The organism is Paenibacillus sp. S33 (assembly GCF_053615415.1).
In genome coordinates, this window is sequence record NZ_JBSIEZ010000001.1 from 5,063,677 (window position 1) to 5,081,110 (window position 17,434).

Sequence of the window (17,434 nt, forward strand, 5' to 3'; positions counted from 1 at the left end):
CGAGGAGGGAGGAAAATTTAATATAAGAGGCTCTGATTCGACAGAAGCTACAAGCGGACGATTCGGTGACCTGCCGCTTTAAGCAGGCGGTTCATGACGGCGTCTCCTAATCCCTTCGGCGGACAGGATTCCGCCAAAATGTAGGTGACGCCGTCCTCGTCGCAGCGGCGCAGCACGCCGTACAGGCGCTGCGCCGCCTCATGGAGCGCGTCCAGCTTGCCTAGCGTATAGACGCGCTCTCCGGCGTAGCCGGCGGCATGCTCGTCGAACGCGAGCACTGCCGTGCGCTCCCCGCGCGCGGAAGCCTCCGCCAGCGCGGCGCGAATCCAGCCCGTCACCTCAACGGACGACGGGCCTTGTACCACGCTCAAGCGGCCTCGCGGCGCGTAGTGCGTGTACTTCATGCCCGGCGAGCGCGGCGCTGGGCTGTCCGCGTCTTCCCCGGGCGTAACAGTCAACGCCGGGTCCAGCACGACGGCGCGAGCAACCGCAGCGAGCTGCTCAGCCGTCACGCCGCCGGGGCGCAGGATGGTGACGGTTCCGTCGTCACCCGCCTGCACCACCGTGGACTCCAGCCCCACCCCCGTGGGACCTCCGTCCAAAATGCCGCCGATGCGGCCCTCCAGATCCTCTCGCACATGCTGTGCAAGGGTGGGACTGGGCCTTCCCGACCGGTTGGCGCTTGGCGCAGCCAGTGGACAACCCGCTTCAGCGATCAAACGAAGCGCTATCGGATGATCCGGCATGCGTACACCGACTGTATCCAGCCCGGCTGTCACACGCGATGACAGTGCCTGCGGCACTACCGGCAATACGAGAGTCAGCGGTCCCGGCCAGAACATATTCATCAGCGCTCGGGCTGTATCGTTTATTTCTGCTACCATACCCTCTAATTGATCAGCATCAGAAATATGTACAATGAGCGGGTTATCGGAGGGACGTCCTTTGGCAGCGAATACCGCCTCCACCGCTTTTGTACTACGAGCATCGGCTCCCAGGCCGTACACGGTCTCCGTAGGAAAGGCTACCGTCTCTCCAGCTTGGAGGAGTACGCCGGCCTCCCGTATGCCCTTTTCCGCCGCAATCCGAGTCTGTTCAGCCCAAACTTCGTCAGAAACATCCCCGTCAATGTTGCTCACAGGAACCAAACATCTTACATCCCACCATTGGGTATGGGAAGACCTCAATGCCTGCTTCAGCTCGCAATTTTCCTGTTCGTCCAGCTTTTGCTCCGATTTTTCCTTTTGCACAAAATCTCCGCGCAAGTCTTGCATTTGATTCGATTTATCACTCATATCAGATCATCCCATATCTTATTGTCATATACAGGCCAGTGATTTCGCTTGATCCTCTAAGGCTACTTTGAAAGATCAGTTTATTTGGCTCTGCCATGTGTATATCTATCGTAAGCTCCATTATAGCATATGGGGAAACTTACACTATTCAACGTTTAGGCAAACAAGCCACTCACCCAGCTACACAGTCCCGCAAGTGCATCCCACAGAAAAAAACGTACTTCCGGCTCCTTGTCAGCGGCATTCGTCCGACTTTCTCCGTGATCCGTTTTTGCTGATACCGTTTGTGCCGCTGCTTCCCCGCTGCCTGCATCAATAAAGCACAGCGGAGGAAACAGCACGCACCACCAATTTTGCCCTTTTCCTTGCCCCAGCGTAACCCGAAGCGCTTCATAATTCCCTGCTGGGTAGACCAGACCACCGTACATTTTCGTCGGGAAAGGTACGCTCGCCAGTTCCACCTGATGATCATATGCAATGCCGCGACGAGCCAGTTCCGTACCTACCAAACGGTCAATTTCAGGTAAATGAGCACCAATCAATGATCTAGCTTGATCTAAGCTTTGCGGGTTTTCCAGCTCACCCACCCAGGCATTCATCTGCTGTACAATAGCGTCCCGTATTTCGCGTTTAACCAGCTGATCCTCCGGACGATCCGAGTTGGCCAAAATACGCAGTCGAATGGAGTCATGTGGAATCACATTCAGCCCTGTTGTAGCTACTCCTGATGCTAAGGTTCCTCTTGTTCCAGTGGTCATAGCAGCATCCGTCTTTTGACCTTCCCAAGACATCATTAATATCGAAATACAAAATAGTATCATTGCAGCTTGCTTGATCCAATTTCTCATCTTCGTCTCCCCCAAACCCAAACTCTATCATGTCTATCAGTCTGTCCGGTTTGGGAGAGTCTAAACCTATGAATCTTGTAAAAGATTCAGGAACACTTTACAGATTTTCTTCAATACACCCTCAAATCATGCTACACCAAGCTTCTGACCCTCACCGAGGCATATAAAAAAGCCCAGATTTCACAATCTGGACTCTCTGGTTGCACCGTTTCAACTCACACAAATACCAATCAGTTTCAAGCCAAATCCACCTGCACTAGGCTTTTTTCGCCTTCGTCAAGCTTACTCTGGAAGGCTGCGGCAGATCGTCCTCCAGCTCTTGGCCGTGCACCTTAATACTCATAACCAAGCCGATACTAGCCATGTTAATAAGCAACGAGGTACCACCATAACTTATGAACGGGAGCGTAATCCCCGTAAGCGGCATAATGCCCAGAAACGCACCAATGTTCTCAAAAATCTGGTACAGCAACATGGACACAATCCCGACAATAATATACGGTCCGGCGCGATCCCGGCATTCCAGCGAAATCAGGATCATGCGGTGAATCAAAATAAAATATAACAATAGCAGCACTGAAGAGCCTACAAAGCCAAATTCCTCCGCTACGACCACAAAAATAGAATCCGCGTACGTATAAGGAACACGCCCGGACTGTACCGAGGTTCCTTGCAAAAAGCCCTTGCCAATCATCCCGCCAGAGGCTATCGCCAGCTTGGCATTTTTGGTATGATAAGACGCCTTCGCGGTTGCCTCTTCCGGTACCAACCAAGGGTCCAAACGCTCAACCCAGTGACTACGGCCAATTCCCTTCATAAAGGAATCAATCTCATCGTGAAACGAAATATAAGCCTTGATCCCGCCGCCAACGGCGACTGCAAATACGATGAATCCGATCAACGCATGAGATGCCTTCACATTACCAATCCATAGCATACCAATGACGATGACAATGTAACCGAGCGCATTACCCAAGTCATTTTGTGCCATAACCATGGCAAACGGGACAAAGCTCACCAGAGCGACTGGAAGAACATCCTGAATAAAATACAGCTTGCTCTTGCGCTTTTTGATCAGCATATAAGTCAGAAAAATGATAAGGACCAGCTTGAATACTTCAGCAGGCTGAAGATTCAAGCCACCAATTTTCAAAAAGCCCTGAGAGTTGTTAACCGTCCCGCCAAAAAATCCGAGACCCAACAGGAATATTCCGCCCCCATATACGTACAGGGCTTTTTTAATGAATATCCGAAAATCGACCATCGCTAAACCCAAGATCGCCACAAAACCCAATATATAATACCCAATCATCCTCTGGTAATCGTTGCCGTGATCAGGCAGGTTCGTAGGAGCTCTACCTGCGCTGTATACTGTTACAATACTAATCGCCATGAGCAAAATCAGAATAAAGATAACCGGACCGTCAATTTTTTTCAATTTCTGAAGCATGATTTCCCCCTGAGCCGTTTCTCGGTCATACCCCTCTTATTCTAAAGGAAAGACTCGCAAAAAGAAAATGCAGCACTACTCCGAGACACCTAGGACATGTCGTTCGATCCCAGCAAGGTCAGGAACGATTATAATGTTCTTCCAATGACCCGCCTGTTCCAGCAGGTCAGCCACGTCTCTGGCCTGTCCCATCCCCAATTCAAACCCGATTAGCCGGGGCGGAGCCTGAAGGAGTCCGAGCTGCTCCAGCATTGCCCGATACGGGCCGAGCCCGTCAGGACCACCATCCAACGCCATCCGCGGCTCATGGTCGCGGACCTCCGGCTGTAAGCCAGCGATGTCAGCAGCCGGGATGTACGGCGGGTTAGACACGAGAATGTCCACCGCCGTTCCCGCGAACGGCGCCAGCAGATCGCCCTCGCGGAATTCTACGGCTGCGCCGTTCGCAGCGGCGTTATGAACCGCTACTTTTAACGCGGCAGCCGAAATATCCCCTGCCGCCACGCGCCAGCTCGGTCGCTCAGCCGCCAGCGTCACGGCAATCGCACCGCTGCCCGCGCCGATGTCGAGCGCCTGCGGAGCGCCGCTTGGCCACAGACGATCGCCGTGCTGGAGTATCGCCTCGACGAGCAGTTCTGTCTCGGGGCGTGGGATCAGCACCGACGGCGAAACCATGAACGAGCGGCCATAAAATTCCTGCCGTCCGATAATATACTGCGCCGGTTCACCCGCAGCTTTGCGGGCTATGATCCGTTCCCACGCCTCCTTGGCGGTGGAAGGGAACGGATCACCCAGAGCGGCGTAAAACGCCGTACCTTCCAACCCGAGCACATGCTCCAGCAGCAAACGGGCATTATGCTGCGGCTCCAGAACGCCACAGCTTCCTAAAAAAGAAGAAGCCTCAACTAAGGCTTCTCTGACACTCATGTTCCGTTCCGGCGACATCCGATACACACAATCGCGCTCGTTCCCCAAAACTTAAACCTCTTGTTCCATCAAATCAGCCTGCTCTGCAATCGTGAGCGCCGATACGATTTCTTCGATCTCCCCGTTCATCACCTGGTCCAACTTATGCATAGTTAGGCCAATACGATGATCCGTTACACGGCTTTGCGGGAAATTGTAGGTACGTATACGCTCACTGCGGTCTCCAGTACCTACTTTACTCTTACGCTCGCCTGCATATTTGGCTTCCTCTTCCTGACGCAACATATCCGAAATACGGGCACGCAAAACTTGCAGCGCCTTCTCCTTATTGGAGTTCTGGGATTTTCCGTCCTGACAGGTTGCCATAATACCTGTTGGCATATGCGTTACACGCACCGCCGACTTGGTCGTATTAACGGACTGCCCGCCCGCACCGCTGGAACAGAACGTATCCACGCGAATATCCTTATCTGAAATTTCAATATCCACTTCTTCGGCCTCAGGCATAACGGATACTGTAGATGTCGACGTATGAATACGCCCACCTGATTCCGTCGTCGGAATCCGCTGTACGCGGTGTGCGCCGCTTTCGAATTTCATCTTGCTGTATGCACCACGACCGTTAATCATGAAAATAACCTCTTTAAAGCCCCCGAGATCATTCATGTTCGCGTCCATCAGCTCTACACGCCAGCCTTGAGTATCGGCATAACGAGTATACATCCGATACAAGTCAGCTGCGAACAGTGCCGCTTCGTCACCACCTGCTGCACCACGAATCTCAATAATAACGTTCTTATCATCATTCGGGTCCTTTGGCAGCAGCAAAATACGGATTTTTTCATCCAACTCCCGCTTGCGAACACTCAGTTCTTCAATCTCCATTTTGACCATTTCACGCATCTCGTCGTCCAGCTTTTCACCCTGCATGGTTTTTGCAGCTTCCAGCTCTTCAACGACATTTTTATATTCGGTATATGCTTCATAAGCAGGCTGTAAATCAGACTGTTCTTTGGAATAATCTCTAAGTTTTTTGCTATCGTTCGCTACATCCGGATCGCAGAGCAGTTCGCTCAGTTTATCGTAGCGGTCCGCCAATGATTGCAATCGGTCCAACAAGCGATTCACCTCTTCAGTTAAATTAATATGAAACCAGCTTCAATTCCACTGGCTACAGCTCTTTATTATACCAACTAATTCATGAATTAGCTACAAGAAATACTGACTAATTTAGGATTTTGCAAAAATCCACACAACAGCAATACAATAAAAAAGTCGCCGCCCTAATATAGGCAGCGACCACGTAATCTAGCACCTTTCAGAACACACATACATGAAGTCATCGTCTTTTATATATCCGAATCAGGTATTGTATTCTGGAAATTATATATTAAACATTAAAACGGAAATGCATAACGTCTCCGTCCTGCACTACATATTCCTTACCTTCCAGACGAAGCTGACCACGTTCCTTAGCCCCGTTCATCGAACCAGCAGCGACCAAATCGTTGTAGGATACAACCTCGGCACGAATAAATCCGCGTTCAAAATCCGTATGAATTACGCCCGCAGCACCCGGTGCCTTCGTTCCTTTGTGAATCGTCCAAGCGCGTACTTCCTGCACACCTGCTGTGAAATACGTATACAGACCCAACAAGCGATATGCTGCTTTAATCAGACGGTTCAATCCGGATTCAGCCAATCCCAGCTCCTCGAGGAACATCGCCTTGTCTTCGCCTTCAAGCTCAGCAATTTCAGATTCTACCTTGGCGCTGATCGGCACCACTTCTGCATTTTCCGCCACGGCAAAATCGCGTACCTTTTGCACATATGGATTGCTATCCGCTTCCGTTACGCCATCTTCGCTAACATTAGCTGCGTAGAGTACAGGCTTCATCGTAAGCAAATGAAGATCGCGTACAATCAACCGTTCTTCATCCGACAATTCTAAGCTACGCGCAGGTTTATCAGCATACAGCGATTCCTTGATCCGCTCCAGCACTTCTACCTCTTGGGTGTACTGCTTGTTGCCACCCTTCATGTTTTTGCGGGAACGTTCAATACGCTTGTCTACACTTTCGATATCCGCCAGAATCAGTTCCAAATTAATGGTCTGAATGTCGCTGATCGGGTCAATCTTGCCGTCCACATGGGTAATGTTCTCATCTTCAAAGCAACGTACCACATGTACAATCGCATCCACTTCACGAATATGAGCCAAAAACTTGTTACCCAGACCCTCGCCCTTGCTCGCACCGCGCACAAGTCCTGCAATATCAACAAATTCAAATGCCGTTGGCACCGTTTTATTCGGCACAACCAGTTCGGTCAGCTTATCCAGCCGCTCGTCTGGTACTTCAACGACGCCTACATTGGGGTCAATCGTACAAAATGGATAGTTTGCGGATTCCGCACCCGCCTGCGTTATTGCGTTAAAAAGTGTTGATTTGCCCACGTTCGGCAAGCCCACAATCCCCGCTTTTAAAGCCATAATCAGAACAACTCCCGTTTATATAAAATATGCGTTATGCCATCCGTTAGTTTACCAACCCACATTATATATGAGAACCTATACACGCGGCAAGCATACGGTTATGAAATTCAGGATATTGCTATATCCCTATTTAGATTTCTTTGCTCATCTGGATATCTGTAATCCGATAGCCCGACTTGCGATATACATGCAAAGCTCGCTCATTATGCCCAAATACATGCAAACCGATGCGTACAGCTCCCAGCCTGCGAGCCTCCTGTTCCAAAGCCTTCATCGCAAGCGTGCCTAGACCCCTCCCCTGGTATGAATCGTATACAAGAATATCCAGTAGAAAAGCTTCTTTTCCTTGCACGCCGTCCGTAATATTGAACCAGATGTAGCCAGCTTCCTCCTGACTCTGCTCCCCGGCATCGGAAAACATCAACATATACAGGTGAGCATGAGGTGTGTCTAGTCTCTGTGGCAGGTATCGAGCAAAACTTTCTGCCGCACGTTCTGGTGCTTCTTCTACCGTCCATGTACCTGCTTGGATTTTCTCATCCGCATAGTCGGCAAGCGAGCGTTGTTCAAATCGATCATATTGCTCCGCATTCATCGGAACCAATGTAATAAGTCCGCTCATCCGTTTACCTTCTTTCTTAGTCGAGTCGTATCTTTGAGTCCTTCTATTCCATCTACCCCAATACCAAACATAACCGTGCGGAGTTCCAGTTCGACCTGCTCCAAACGTGCCTCCAGCGCTTCACTAGAGGCAACCGCAGAACCGAGCAAAGAACGCCCGAAGCCTGCCATGTCAGCTCCCAAAGCAAGCGCCTTCGCTGCATCGACACCGTCTCTCAGTCCACCGCTGCCGATCAGAGCACTATGTGGCTGAGCGGCTCTGACTTCCACGATGCAATCAGCGGTCGAGTTGCCCCAATCCGCAAACGCCTCCGCCGCCGCGCGACGCACAGGATCAGGATTGCGAAATTTCTCCACTTGGCTCCAGCTTGTCCCACCTGCGCCAGCGACATCTATAAAGGCTGCACCCGCATCATACAGTCTCGATGCCGTCTCGCCATCTATGCCCCAACCTACTTCCTTCACTCCTACAGGCACTGAAAGCTGACGACACAACTCCTCAATGCGCTTAAGCAAACCGCTAAAATCCAAATTCCCTTCAGGTTGAAAAATCTCCTGCAATCCGTTCAAATGCAGCACCAACATATCTGCTCCGGCAATTTCCACTGCACGGCGACAATCGTCCACGCCAAATCCGTAGTTCAGCTGCACCGCACCCAGATTGGCAAGGATCGGGATACTGGGTGCCAGACGGCGAACCGCAAAGGTTGAAGCCAGTTCTTCCCTTTCCACCGCAGCCCGTACCGAACCGACCCCCAATGCCCAGCCGCGTCTCTCTGCTGTCTCTGCTAATCGCTTATTAATCGCTCCTGTCTCGGCGCTGCCGCCTGTCATGGAGCTAATAAGCAGCGGTGTTCGTACAGCTCGTCCTAAAAAAGTACTATCCAGACGAACCTCGTCAAAATGCAACTCCGGCAGAGCGCAGTGCTTAAAGGCATATCGCTCCAGCCCACTGGTGATGCCATGTCCGGCTACATCTTCTTGCAAACAAAGGCGGACGTGCTCAATCTTCCGTTCGCCTGTCCGCGCGGCAGGCAACAAAGAGCCAGATCTGTTAAAACCGTCAGATGCTCCCTTTATATTCTCCGTACTACTCATCTATGTCCCACCTCATCCAAAGTCACTCTGTTATTTCATCAAGTTCAAGAAGCACAAATAAGACCGTTCCCGAACACGGTAACCGATCTATTTATCGTCTCTTATATCCAATATCGCAGCCCTTAAAGTGGCTATTTTAAGATACTTTCATTGTATCATGGATGGAAAAATATATACACGATCGTGAACATTTTTTCTTACCCATAGGTCATGTTCAAAATTCGCAATAAACCAGTTATTTCGGAAACTCTACAGAAAAGCCGCTCCTAATTGAGCTGCCGCTTTTCTGCAAAATGCCTACTCGAAAGGACGATCCCTATCCCAGCAAGATAAAGGTCATACACTCTCCTCATCCCTTCATCGAATCAGGTATAGATGAAATGCTTTCCGCTTGTTCCTTCGTACGCCCATGTCCAAATTTGAATACCAGAATACCACCGATAATGACCAATACTCCGATCAACTTGTTAAAGGTAAACGGAATCTTTTCTAATCCCAGCCATCCTAACGAATCCCACAACAGGGCCGTGCCTAATTGCGCCGTCAATACTATGGAGATCGCATAGGTCGGGCCAAGTCGCTTCATTCCTTGCACCAGACAGAACACAACACCGACACCAATCATGCCACTGAACCAGTACCACGGCTGCATATGCTGTAAAGTAAATGTATTTTTCCCTTCAAAAATAAGACTTCCGAGTAAGGAAGCCACGAACCCTGTTCCCAGCACCAATGTTGTTGTAGCCCACGATCCTGTCCGTTCATTCACCTTATTATTGAATATCGTTTGCAGACTGACCAAGGCACCTGCGATAATCGCCAATACAATTCCTAATAACATATGTTAACTCTCCCTTGATGATCCTTGATATTCTTCCGCTTTCATAAATGCCTATATTACAATGATTCATAAATATTATGTCCTGCCAGTTCACTCAAACCTTTTCTGTCCCGAATGACAATGTAGCCTTTTGTCCGTTCAACCCATCCATCTTCAATCATTTTGCGAATAATACGGTTGAGATGTCTATAGCTGGTTCCGATCAAATTCGCCACATCTACCAGACTGGATGCACGTAATTCCTCATGAAAAGCCGTATTCGATTCGTCAAAAGAAACCGATAGCAGGTAGCTCGCCAGCCTGACTTCCACCGGATACATGAGATTGAAACTGGAAAAGTCGGAGTCCAGGCAAAACTTTCGCGTGACAATATCCAATAGAAATTGCAGCAAAGGAGCATAGTCTCTGCCGTATTTGTTCATCCATTGGTGGTGAATACCGATCACATAGATCGGAGACACTGCCTCTACTGTGTTGATGACGTGACTACTCCGAATATATTCAACATCTCCTATAACCTCGATCGGTGTTTTGAAGCAAAGGATCAGGGTTTTCCCTTCTGTAGAGCTGGTATAAATCTTGACCTTGCCCTGCACCAGTATATATAGATGCTCGATGGGGTCCCCCTGTAAACAGAGCTTTTCCCCTTGCTCCAAACGATGCAACGACAAATAAGGATGTAGTGGCTCGTAGAGTATGGATTCCAACTCATGCAGCTGCAAAAAATATTTTAGCTGCTCTTGATCCTGAATTTCTCTCATTCCTAAGCTCACCTTCAATCTCTACATTCTAAGCTTTCTTTACATGTTAAATTTCTATTTTAAAGCTTCAGAATAATTACACCCGCGATCATCATACCAATACCTATAAATTGTGGCAGCTTCATCTTTTGCTTCACTATACCGAACCATCCCTTAATATCTACCAGGAAGGTTAAACACAACTGCGCAATCAACAACGCCGAGATCGTGAACGTAACCCCAATATGTTGGATTGCCGTGACTTCACTAAATATAATAATTGCTGCAAAGGCACCGCCCCAAAGATACATCGGCTTTACCTGTTTCAGTTCAGCCATATTGCCATCCCTTGTAAACATCCAGACTAATGCTGCCAAAATAAAGCCTATTAGCTGAGTAACAGTGGCCGCCTGCCATGTACCGATATCCTGACTAATCCGTGTATTCGCTACCCCCTGTAGCGTAATGCACGCCCCTCCCAGAAAAGCAAACAAGATTCCTCTCATAAATCGTTATTCTCCCCATGTAAATGACTTTTCTATATATTAAATTATAGGGCAGACTTCCTATAAAGGACATATGTCCTCAACAAATAGTAAAACATCCTCCAATTCATTCCATTTAGTATCCGCGTCAATCCTGCACACTTGCGTTAATAACTTGACAGTATCCCATCATAAAACTGCATGTTCCGGCACGATAAAATGGAATGCAGCATTCAATTGAGGAGTTGATCGTCATATGACTACACGTGATCCGCTGCATTCTGTGCCGGAATATCAAAGAAAAACTGAGAAAAAGGGTCGGGCTTTTAACATTGCCATTCTGGTACTTATCCTCTGGCTGATTGCCGTCATGCTGTATCAGACCCATAAACCATTGCCTCCGTTCGTCTCTTATGAGAGTCAGGAGTATTCGACCCATGAGGTAAACTTCTGGACAGATTTGACCTATCCCACCGGGGATGGAAGCACTGCACAGCATGAAGGTCAAATTTTGAATCGTATGCTCGGGATCATTGATGAAGCCCAACAATTTATTGTCATCGACCTGTTTCTGTTCAATGACTATAAGCATAAAGGTCAGCACTTCCCCCAAGTCAGCGCACAAATGACCGATCATCTTATTGCCAAAAAGAAAGCTCATCCGGATATGCCTATCTTTTTCATTACAGATGAAGTCAATACCAACTACAATTCTGCCCCCAATCCTTTGTTGGAGAATATGAAGCGAGCAGGGATTCAAGTCGTGCAGACCGATGTAGACCCGTTGCGGGACTCCACCCCCATCTATTCGGCAGTGTGGCGTACCTTTTTCCAATGGTTCGGGCAGCAGGGCACAGGTTGGATTCCCAACCTGATGGCCAGTGACGGACCTGATGTTACGGCTCGCTCCTATCTTAAGCTGTTGAACGTCAAGGCCAATCACCGAAAATTGGTTGCCAACGAACAGACAGCGCTCATTTCTACAGGCAACGTGCACGACGCGAGCGCCTATCACTCCAATGTAGCGCTGGAGGTGAAGGGGCCTATCATCGGAGACATTTTACAAACAGAGCAGGCAGTGTTGGACTTTTCGGGCGGTGGACAGCTTCCTGCCTATACACCACAGGCCGAACCCAAAGTTCCATCGAGTAAGGACAGCTATCGGATCAAGTATCTAACTGAGGGCAAGGTGTACACCTCAGTTCTGGATGGCATTGCGCAGACGAAGAAAGGTGACAGCATTCATATGGGCATGTTTTATTTGGCTGACCGCAAAGTATTGAACAGCCTGCTGGATGCCTCTGCCCGCGGTGTAAACATCCAATTGCTGCTGGACCCCAATCAAAACGCGTTTGGTCAGGAAAAAATCGGCATCCCCAATCGTCCGGTTGCCCAGGAGTTGTCCGATAAATCGGGCGGGAACATTCAAATTCGCTGGTATCATACCACCCATGAGCAGTTCCATACCAAACTGATTTATATCGCCAAGGCGCAAGGAGAGCATATCATTTGGGGTGGCTCTACCAATCTGACCCCCCGTAATCTGGATGATTTGAATCTGGAAAATGAATTGTGGGTGGCCGCTCCGGCGGACAGCAAGCTGACCCGACAGGTTGCGGCCTATTTTGATAAGCTATGGAATAATCAGGGGGCTGAATACAGTTTGGATCTAGCAGCTTACGAGGATCATTCAACATTTTGGAAAGATATTATATACCGTCTACAGGATATTTTAGGCTTTACTACATTTTAACTACGGGATACTGCTGTAGTGAATTCGTTTATGCTTACAGCAGCGGTGAAAGCAGCCGCGCGAGCGATTCCATCAAACGTTTGAACAGACGTTTTTTCATGAATTCTTCACGTACAATCAGACTGGCAGAGTGCAAGTCTCGTTCGTAGTCTGTTACCATCTGCTGCACACTGTGCGTTTGAATTAACAGAGCGTTAACTTCAAAATTCAAATGAAAGCTACGCATATCCATATTGGCTGTCCCGATCGTCGCAACTTCCCCGTCAATGATGAGGAGCTTGGAGTGGAGGAACCCCTTTTCATATTCATATACCTTGACTCCAACCTCCAGTAACGACTGGAAGTACGAATGAGACGCGAGGAACGGTAGCCATTTATCCGGTTTAGCGGGAAACAGAATACGAACGTCCAAGCCGGATAGAGCAGCCATCCGTAAGGCAGTCAGGATATCTTCATCCGGGATAAAATAAGGAGTGGCAATCCAGACTGATTTTCGGGCGGACGTGATCATGGAGAAAAAGAGATTTTTGAGCACTCTCCGCTCATTATCCGGGCCACTGGCAATAATCTGCACGCCTCCGTCCGTAATTGGTTCAATATTGGGAGACAGATATTCGCTATCGAGCACCGACTCACCCGTCATGTGAAGCCAATCTTGTAGAAATATAAGCTGCAACGTCCGTACAGCTTCGCCCTTCACAATCATATGCGTATCACGCCAAAAGCCATAGGCTTTGTTGCGGCTGAGATACTCATCTCCCACATTTAGACCGCCAATTAATCCGATATTACCGTCGATGACTACAATTTTACGGTGATTACGATAGTTTACCCGGCTGGAGAAGAACAAGATCCGAGCGCCGCCGTACGCAACAACCTCTACTCCTGCATCTCTCATTTCCTTCAAAAATGACTTCGACAACTGAATACTGCCCACCGCATCGTACATAAACCGAACCTTAACACCCGCTTTAGCCTTTTCGATCAAAATTTTCTGAATGCTGGTACCGATATCATCCGACCGGAAAATGTAATATTCCATATGGATATGATGCTGCGCCTTGCGCAGTTCTTCCAGCAAAGTGGAGAAGGTTTCATCTCCATTGTTCAGAATTTGAGTTTCTGTCGCAAAATAAATCGGGGAGCGGGCCAGTCTGCGGGCCAAACGCATTAACTGCTGCTGCTCACCTGTAAAGCAGGTCAGATCTCGTTTGACTCGCAAAGCATCCTTTTCTATGCGGTCGTAAGCCTGTTGGTCACGCAATGCCTTTTTATCATACTTGCGACGCTTGAATACATTTTGCCCAAACAGAAAATAAAGAGGAAGTCCAACGACTGGCAGCAATGCCAGCAGCAAAATCCAGGACATCGTAGTGGAGGGATTACGATTCTCCGTAAAAATAATTAGACTGATGGAGATCACTGTCAGGGTGGAAAAAATACTGATGACAGTTCCTTCATTTTTGCCGATGTAATTAAACAAGCCAAAATAATAAATAATAAACACCATAGCCGCGATCAATACGGCCAGTAAGCTTCGCCTCATAACTAACCTCACTTCCAGTGGACTGCATTTGACAAGTATTCTTCATTATATTGTACATGAGCCCCTTATTTCTTCCCACTTTTTTATTAAAATGTTGATAAAAAAAATCCAAAGAAAAGCTTTATACAAAACGCAATGATGCTGGGTTGACACTTGCTTTTTTTCGTGCAAGAATAAACTAACGAACGTTAGGTAGGTGACAATAATGGGGATGGAAGAGATTCGAAAGGCCGCTCTTTTTCAATTTGCCACCAATGGGTATGAGGGAGCCTCCTTGAGCTGTATTGCCGCTGAGGTTGGTATCCGAAAACCGTCTATATACGCGCATTTCCAAGGCAAGGAGGATCTGTTTCTACAGGTGGCTAGGTACGCTTTTCAAGAGCAGAATTTACGTATTTTCGAATACTTTACGGAACGTAAAGATCAGCCGCTTAAGCATACCCTGCATGACTTCTTGTTTTGGATGGGACAGGAATATGAGAGCAACGACTCAGCCAAGTTTATGCTTCGCTTTTCCTTCTTTCCGCCTGTATCGTTGTATCACGAGGTGCTGGATATTGTTAATCCTTTTCTGGATAAAATGGAGCGAAAATTAACTCGCCGCCTCCGGAATACACGGGATCGGGAACCCTTTGGGCATATGGAGCCAGTGGATGTGGCTTTGGCTTACATGACCCTGGTGGACGGAATCATGGTGGAGCTCCTGTACAGTGGAAGCATCAACTACCACCGAAGGCTGAACGCTGCATGGCCTATTTTTTGGCGTGGGATTACGTTAACCTCACCTCATGAAGCGTGAAGCCGTCGAACTTATAAAATTTATTTTTAAGGAGAACATTCATCATGAATCGCAGTTGGATTTACGTTTTTGTTGGAGGTCTGATTGAGGTTGTATGGGTATCGGGTTTGAAGCATGCGGACTCTATACTCGCCTGGATTGTAACCGTGCTGGCCGTGGTGGCCAGCTTTTATTTAATCATTAAGGCTGCGAACCGACTGCCTGTAGGCACAGTGTATGCTGTATTCACCGGACTAGGGACGGGGGGAACAGTCGTAGGCGAAATGCTGCTATTCGGAGAACCGTTTCAATGGTCCAAAACGCTATTAATCGCCCTTTTGCTGGCAGGTGTGGTCGGCCTGAAGTTAGTTACCGACCGTGATGTTCAGGAAGGGAGTGGCGCATAATGGCTTGGATTGCATTGGTTATCGCGGGGTGCTCGGAAGTGTTAGGAGTCATTGGTATGAAGGGAGTTACGGTGGGCAAAGGCTGGAAGTCCTTAGTGCTTATGGTCCTATCCTTTGTTCTTAGCTTCTCTCTACTCAGCTATGCCATGAAAAGTTTGCCTATGGGCACCTCCTATGCCGTATGGACAGGCATCGGAACGGTTGGCAGCACAATTACAGGCATGTTCTTGTACGGTGAACAAAAAAGCGTACTGCGTGTTTTATTCATCGCCATGATTCTTGCCGCAGCGTTGGGATTAAAGCTGATATCTTAGCATGAGCGAATGGCATCAAATATTGCAAATTGCTGATCTTAAAGGAGTGATGCCTTGTGATTACCACCGTAACACTTAACGCGGCTGTGGATAAAATCTACATGGTTGCAGGCTTCGGTTTGAATGCCGTTCACCGCATTGAAGGCGGCCTGACGGTGCCGGGCGGCAAGGGCGTGAATGCCGCCCGCGTCATTCGCACGCTAGGCGAGCCAGTACGAGCGACCGGGTTTGCTGCCGGACACACGGGACGGCTGCTCATTGACGGGTTGAGCGCAGAAGGCGTAAGCGCCGATTTCATTGAAACGGCACATGGGGAGACCCGTCTCGCCATTACCGTGCTCGACCCGTCCGCGCGCACGCAGACCGAGCTGATTGAGAGCGGACCGACCGTTGAGCCGCTTGAATTAGCCGCACTGCGGCGCAAAATCGAGACCCTTGCCGAGGAATCGGCTTGGGTCGTATTCTCCGGCAGCCTGCCACCCGGCTGCCCGCCCGATCTGTACGCCGAGTTGTGCACGCTGGCGAAGGCACGCGGCGCGCGGGTGGCGCTGGACGCGAGCGGTGAGGCGCTGCGCTTGGGGCTGCGCGGAAAGCCCGACCTCGTGAAGCCTAACGAGGATGAGGCTGCTCGCTTCGCGGGAATTGACGCCGCGCGCCCGGATGCCGCTGAAGCGGCGGCATCGAAGCTGCTGGAAGCCGGAGCGCAGCTGGCCGTCATCTCGCTCGGCGCGCGCGGGGCGCTGGCGGTAACGCACGATGCGCGCTACCGCGTGAGCCTGCCAGACGCGGACATTGTCAGCGCGCTCGGCAGCGGTGACGCTATGGTCGCCGGGCTGGTCACCGGCGCAGCTACGGGGCTGGATCTCCCTGCCATGCTACGGCAGGGAGCGGCCTGCGGCACAGCGGCAGCTCTGCACGCCATGGCCGGGAAGATCGAGCTCCAGGACGTGAAGCGTCTGGAGCAGGGCATTACGGTGACGCTGTTGTAATTCAGCGTCATTTTTTTTATTTCATCCAAGCATTCGCTTATCTTCATTTCACAAATACAGTTATTCCGGATGCTCTATATTCCAAATGTGGCTTTTCGAGTTGCTTACAGCAAAACCCTGTTTTCTAGTATATTTTTCATACAAATATGCGACTTCGAAGGCCCCAGCTTAACTAATGAATCCTGAAGCTCTGCAATTTCCTCTACCGACGCGGTTTGTACCTTAATGAGATAATTAAATTCCCCACTGATGCGAAATAATCGGTAACATCCTTCGCCTCTCTACAAAATTCAACCAACTCTTAATGTGGATGAAATATATCAAAAAGCCCTTACCCACGGAGCAAGAACCTTTGTGGAACCCAATCAGCTTACACTTGGCGAACCTCCTCTAGTTGTAACAAATGCATTAGTCCACAGCCCCAATGGTGAGGTTATCGAATTTATCGAGGATGTTGATTTTGATATGTCCTTATCTAGCAATAAGTAATTCTCATAGCTATTAAACGATTCCTAAAAAACATCCGATATATTGATTATCGCTTTGTTTAAAGGAGTAGATTATCATCTCAATTGATTTCAATGTGTATTGGTTTCATTTTAGTTCCGATTTGCTGATGCCATTGTTCAGCCTGATTGGACTGCTACTCATCTATAGCACCACCAACCTAAGCCTCAACCGGGTTGGCAGCAAGATTAAGGTATTATACAATCCATCTAACCCTCGGGACGCCCGAATTGCAGGCGGTGTAAATAGTGCAGGCTGTCTGGCCTTTATGCTGTTTTTGATCGGTGTTCCCTTTGCTTTGAGCGGGGTATTCGCTGTATTGAAATTTTTCTTCTAACCAG

General features: G+C 49.0%; 18 protein-coding genes and 2 pseudogenes. 7 read left to right on the top strand and 13 right to left on the bottom strand.

What is annotated here, in order from left to right; all coding sequences use genetic code 11:
• Nucleotides 1–47: 47 nt before the first annotated feature.
• The 11 genes from ACWGXJ_RS22965 to ACWGXJ_RS23015 form a co-directional block, all read right to left on the bottom strand.
• Complete coding sequence (locus ACWGXJ_RS22965; protein WP_452567651.1) at nt 48–1,295, bottom strand: L-threonylcarbamoyladenylate synthase; 1,248 nt, start codon at nt 1,293–1,295, stop codon at nt 48–50.
• A gap of 155 nt (nt 1,296–1,450) precedes the next feature.
• Nucleotides 1,451–2,143, bottom strand: coding sequence for a stage II sporulation protein R (spoIIR, locus tag ACWGXJ_RS22970; protein ID WP_039271565.1), 693 nt, complete (start codon nt 2,141–2,143; stop codon nt 1,451–1,453).
• 256 nt (nt 2,144–2,399) lie between these two features.
• Nucleotides 2,400–3,593 carry an FtsW/RodA/SpoVE family cell cycle protein gene (locus ACWGXJ_RS22975; protein ID WP_446675408.1) on the bottom strand — a complete coding sequence of 398 codons (1,194 nt, stop codon included), beginning with the start codon at nt 3,591–3,593 and terminating at the stop codon, nt 2,400–2,402.
• Nucleotides 3,594–3,668: 75 nt separating this feature from the next.
• A complete protein-coding gene (gene prmC, locus ACWGXJ_RS22980; RefSeq protein ID WP_452567652.1) occupies nt 3,669–4,568 on the bottom strand; it encodes a peptide chain release factor N(5)-glutamine methyltransferase in 900 nt (299 codons plus the stop codon).
• Between the two features lie 3 nt (nt 4,569–4,571).
• Nucleotides 4,572–5,639: a peptide chain release factor 1 gene (gene prfA / locus ACWGXJ_RS22985; RefSeq protein WP_013312344.1), complete on the bottom strand. Its 1,068-nt coding sequence runs from the start codon at nt 5,637–5,639 to the stop codon at nt 4,572–4,574.
• 271 nt (nt 5,640–5,910) lie between these two features.
• Nucleotides 5,911–7,011 (bottom strand): redox-regulated ATPase YchF, encoded by a 1,101-nt coding sequence (ychF, locus tag ACWGXJ_RS22990; protein ID WP_039271572.1) that lies wholly within the window; start codon nt 7,009–7,011, stop codon nt 5,911–5,913.
• 133 nt (nt 7,012–7,144) lie between these two features.
• Entirely contained in the window at nt 7,145–7,636 is a 492-nt protein-coding gene (locus ACWGXJ_RS22995; protein ID WP_452567653.1) for a GNAT family N-acetyltransferase, read from the bottom strand.
• Complete coding sequence (gene fni, locus ACWGXJ_RS23000) at nt 7,633–8,733, bottom strand: type 2 isopentenyl-diphosphate Delta-isomerase (protein WP_452567654.1); 1,101 nt, start codon at nt 8,731–8,733, stop codon at nt 7,633–7,635. Before fni ends, ACWGXJ_RS22995 begins: the two co-directional genes overlap by 4 nt.
• Before the next feature lie 349 nt (nt 8,734–9,082).
• On the bottom strand, nt 9,083–9,574 hold the full coding sequence (locus ACWGXJ_RS23005; protein WP_322158843.1) for a DMT family transporter: 492 nt from the start codon (nt 9,572–9,574) through the stop codon (nt 9,083–9,085).
• A 56-nt stretch (nt 9,575–9,630) separates the two neighbouring features.
• Entirely contained in the window at nt 9,631–10,335 is a 705-nt protein-coding gene (locus tag ACWGXJ_RS23010) for a Crp/Fnr family transcriptional regulator (protein ID WP_452567655.1), read from the bottom strand.
• A gap of 59 nt (nt 10,336–10,394) precedes the next feature.
• Nucleotides 10,395–10,820 carry a DMT family transporter gene (locus ACWGXJ_RS23015; protein WP_452567656.1) on the bottom strand — a complete coding sequence of 142 codons (426 nt, stop codon included), beginning with the start codon at nt 10,818–10,820 and terminating at the stop codon, nt 10,395–10,397.
• Between the two features lie 235 nt (nt 10,821–11,055).
• Here ACWGXJ_RS23015 and ACWGXJ_RS23020 point away from each other — a divergent pair, with 235 nt between their 5' ends.
• Nucleotides 11,056–12,552 (top strand): phospholipase D family protein, encoded by a 1,497-nt coding sequence (locus ACWGXJ_RS23020; protein ID WP_452567657.1) that lies wholly within the window; start codon nt 11,056–11,058, stop codon nt 12,550–12,552.
• Nucleotides 12,553–12,586: 34 nt separating this feature from the next.
• On the opposite strand, the gene cls is transcribed toward ACWGXJ_RS23020, so the two are convergent.
• On the bottom strand, nt 12,587–14,098 hold the full coding sequence (cls, locus tag ACWGXJ_RS23025; protein WP_039271582.1) for a cardiolipin synthase: 1,512 nt from the start codon (nt 14,096–14,098) through the stop codon (nt 12,587–12,589).
• Between the two features lie 205 nt (nt 14,099–14,303).
• Between cls and ACWGXJ_RS23030 the strand changes: the two genes are divergently transcribed.
• The 4 genes from ACWGXJ_RS23030 to ACWGXJ_RS23045 are packed head-to-tail and all read left to right on the top strand — an operon-like array spanning nt 14,304 to nt 16,586.
• Entirely contained in the window at nt 14,304–14,897 is a 594-nt protein-coding gene (locus ACWGXJ_RS23030) for a TetR/AcrR family transcriptional regulator (RefSeq protein WP_348623754.1), read from the top strand.
• Nucleotides 14,898–14,941: 44 nt separating this feature from the next.
• Nucleotides 14,942–15,283 (top strand): DMT family transporter, encoded by a 342-nt coding sequence (locus ACWGXJ_RS23035; protein WP_452567658.1) that lies wholly within the window; start codon nt 14,942–14,944, stop codon nt 15,281–15,283.
• Entirely contained in the window at nt 15,283–15,597 is a 315-nt protein-coding gene (locus tag ACWGXJ_RS23040; RefSeq protein ID WP_013312355.1) for a DMT family transporter, read from the top strand. The genes ACWGXJ_RS23035 and ACWGXJ_RS23040 overlap by 1 nt, the downstream gene beginning before the upstream one ends.
• Nucleotides 15,598–15,653: 56 nt before the next feature.
• Nucleotides 15,654–16,586, top strand: a complete 933-nt coding sequence (locus ACWGXJ_RS23045) for a 1-phosphofructokinase family hexose kinase (protein ID WP_452567659.1) — start codon at nt 15,654–15,656, stop codon at nt 16,584–16,586.
• 104 nt (nt 16,587–16,690) lie between these two features.
• On the opposite strand, the pseudogene ACWGXJ_RS23050 reads toward ACWGXJ_RS23045, so the two are convergent.
• Nucleotides 16,691–16,887: pseudogene (locus tag ACWGXJ_RS23050) on the bottom strand (Lrp/AsnC ligand binding domain-containing protein); the annotation flags it as partial.
• Nucleotides 16,888–16,889: 2 nt separating this feature from the next.
• Between ACWGXJ_RS23050 and ACWGXJ_RS23055 the strand changes: the two are divergent.
• Both ACWGXJ_RS23055 and ACWGXJ_RS23060 read left to right on the top strand, forming a co-directional pair.
• Nucleotides 16,890–17,075: pseudogene (locus tag ACWGXJ_RS23055) on the top strand (VOC family protein); the annotation flags it as partial.
• 94 nt (nt 17,076–17,169) lie between these two features.
• A complete protein-coding gene (locus ACWGXJ_RS23060) occupies nt 17,170–17,430 on the top strand; it encodes a DUF3592 domain-containing protein (RefSeq protein ID WP_452567660.1) in 261 nt (86 codons plus the stop codon).
• The last annotated feature ends 4 nt before the right edge of the window (nt 17,431–17,434 follow it).

Coding starts and splice junctions, on each gene's coding strand:
- ACWGXJ_RS23030 (WP_348623754.1), top strand. CDS start 14,304: ATGGGGATGGAAGAGATTCGAAAGGCCGCTCTTTTTCAATTTGCCACC.
- ACWGXJ_RS23020 (WP_452567657.1), top strand. CDS start 11,056: ATGACTACACGTGATCCGCTGCATTCTGTGCCGGAATATCAAAGAAAA.
- ACWGXJ_RS23005 (WP_322158843.1), bottom strand. CDS start 9,574: ATGTTATTAGGAATTGTATTGGCGATTATCGCAGGTGCCTTGGTCAGT.
- ACWGXJ_RS22965 (WP_452567651.1), bottom strand. CDS start 1,295: ATGAGTGATAAATCGAATCAAATGCAAGACTTGCGCGGAGATTTTGTG.
- ACWGXJ_RS22995 (WP_452567653.1), bottom strand. CDS start 7,636: ATGAGCGGACTTATTACATTGGTTCCGATGAATGCGGAGCAATATGAT.
- spoIIR (WP_039271565.1), bottom strand. CDS start 2,143: ATGAGAAATTGGATCAAGCAAGCTGCAATGATACTATTTTGTATTTCG.
- ACWGXJ_RS23040 (WP_013312355.1), top strand. CDS start 15,283: ATGGCTTGGATTGCATTGGTTATCGCGGGGTGCTCGGAAGTGTTAGGA.
- fni (WP_452567654.1), bottom strand. CDS start 8,733: ATGAGTAGTACGGAGAATATAAAGGGAGCATCTGACGGTTTTAACAGA.
- ACWGXJ_RS23010 (WP_452567655.1), bottom strand. CDS start 10,335: ATGAGAGAAATTCAGGATCAAGAGCAGCTAAAATATTTTTTGCAGCTG.
- ACWGXJ_RS23015 (WP_452567656.1), bottom strand. CDS start 10,820: ATGAGAGGAATCTTGTTTGCTTTTCTGGGAGGGGCGTGCATTACGCTA.
- cls (WP_039271582.1), bottom strand. CDS start 14,098: ATGAGGCGAAGCTTACTGGCCGTATTGATCGCGGCTATGGTGTTTATT.
- ACWGXJ_RS22975 (WP_446675408.1), bottom strand. CDS start 3,593: ATGCTTCAGAAATTGAAAAAAATTGACGGTCCGGTTATCTTTATTCTG.
- ACWGXJ_RS23035 (WP_452567658.1), top strand. CDS start 14,942: ATGAATCGCAGTTGGATTTACGTTTTTGTTGGAGGTCTGATTGAGGTT.
- ychF (WP_039271572.1), bottom strand. CDS start 7,011: ATGGCTTTAAAAGCGGGGATTGTGGGCTTGCCGAACGTGGGCAAATCA.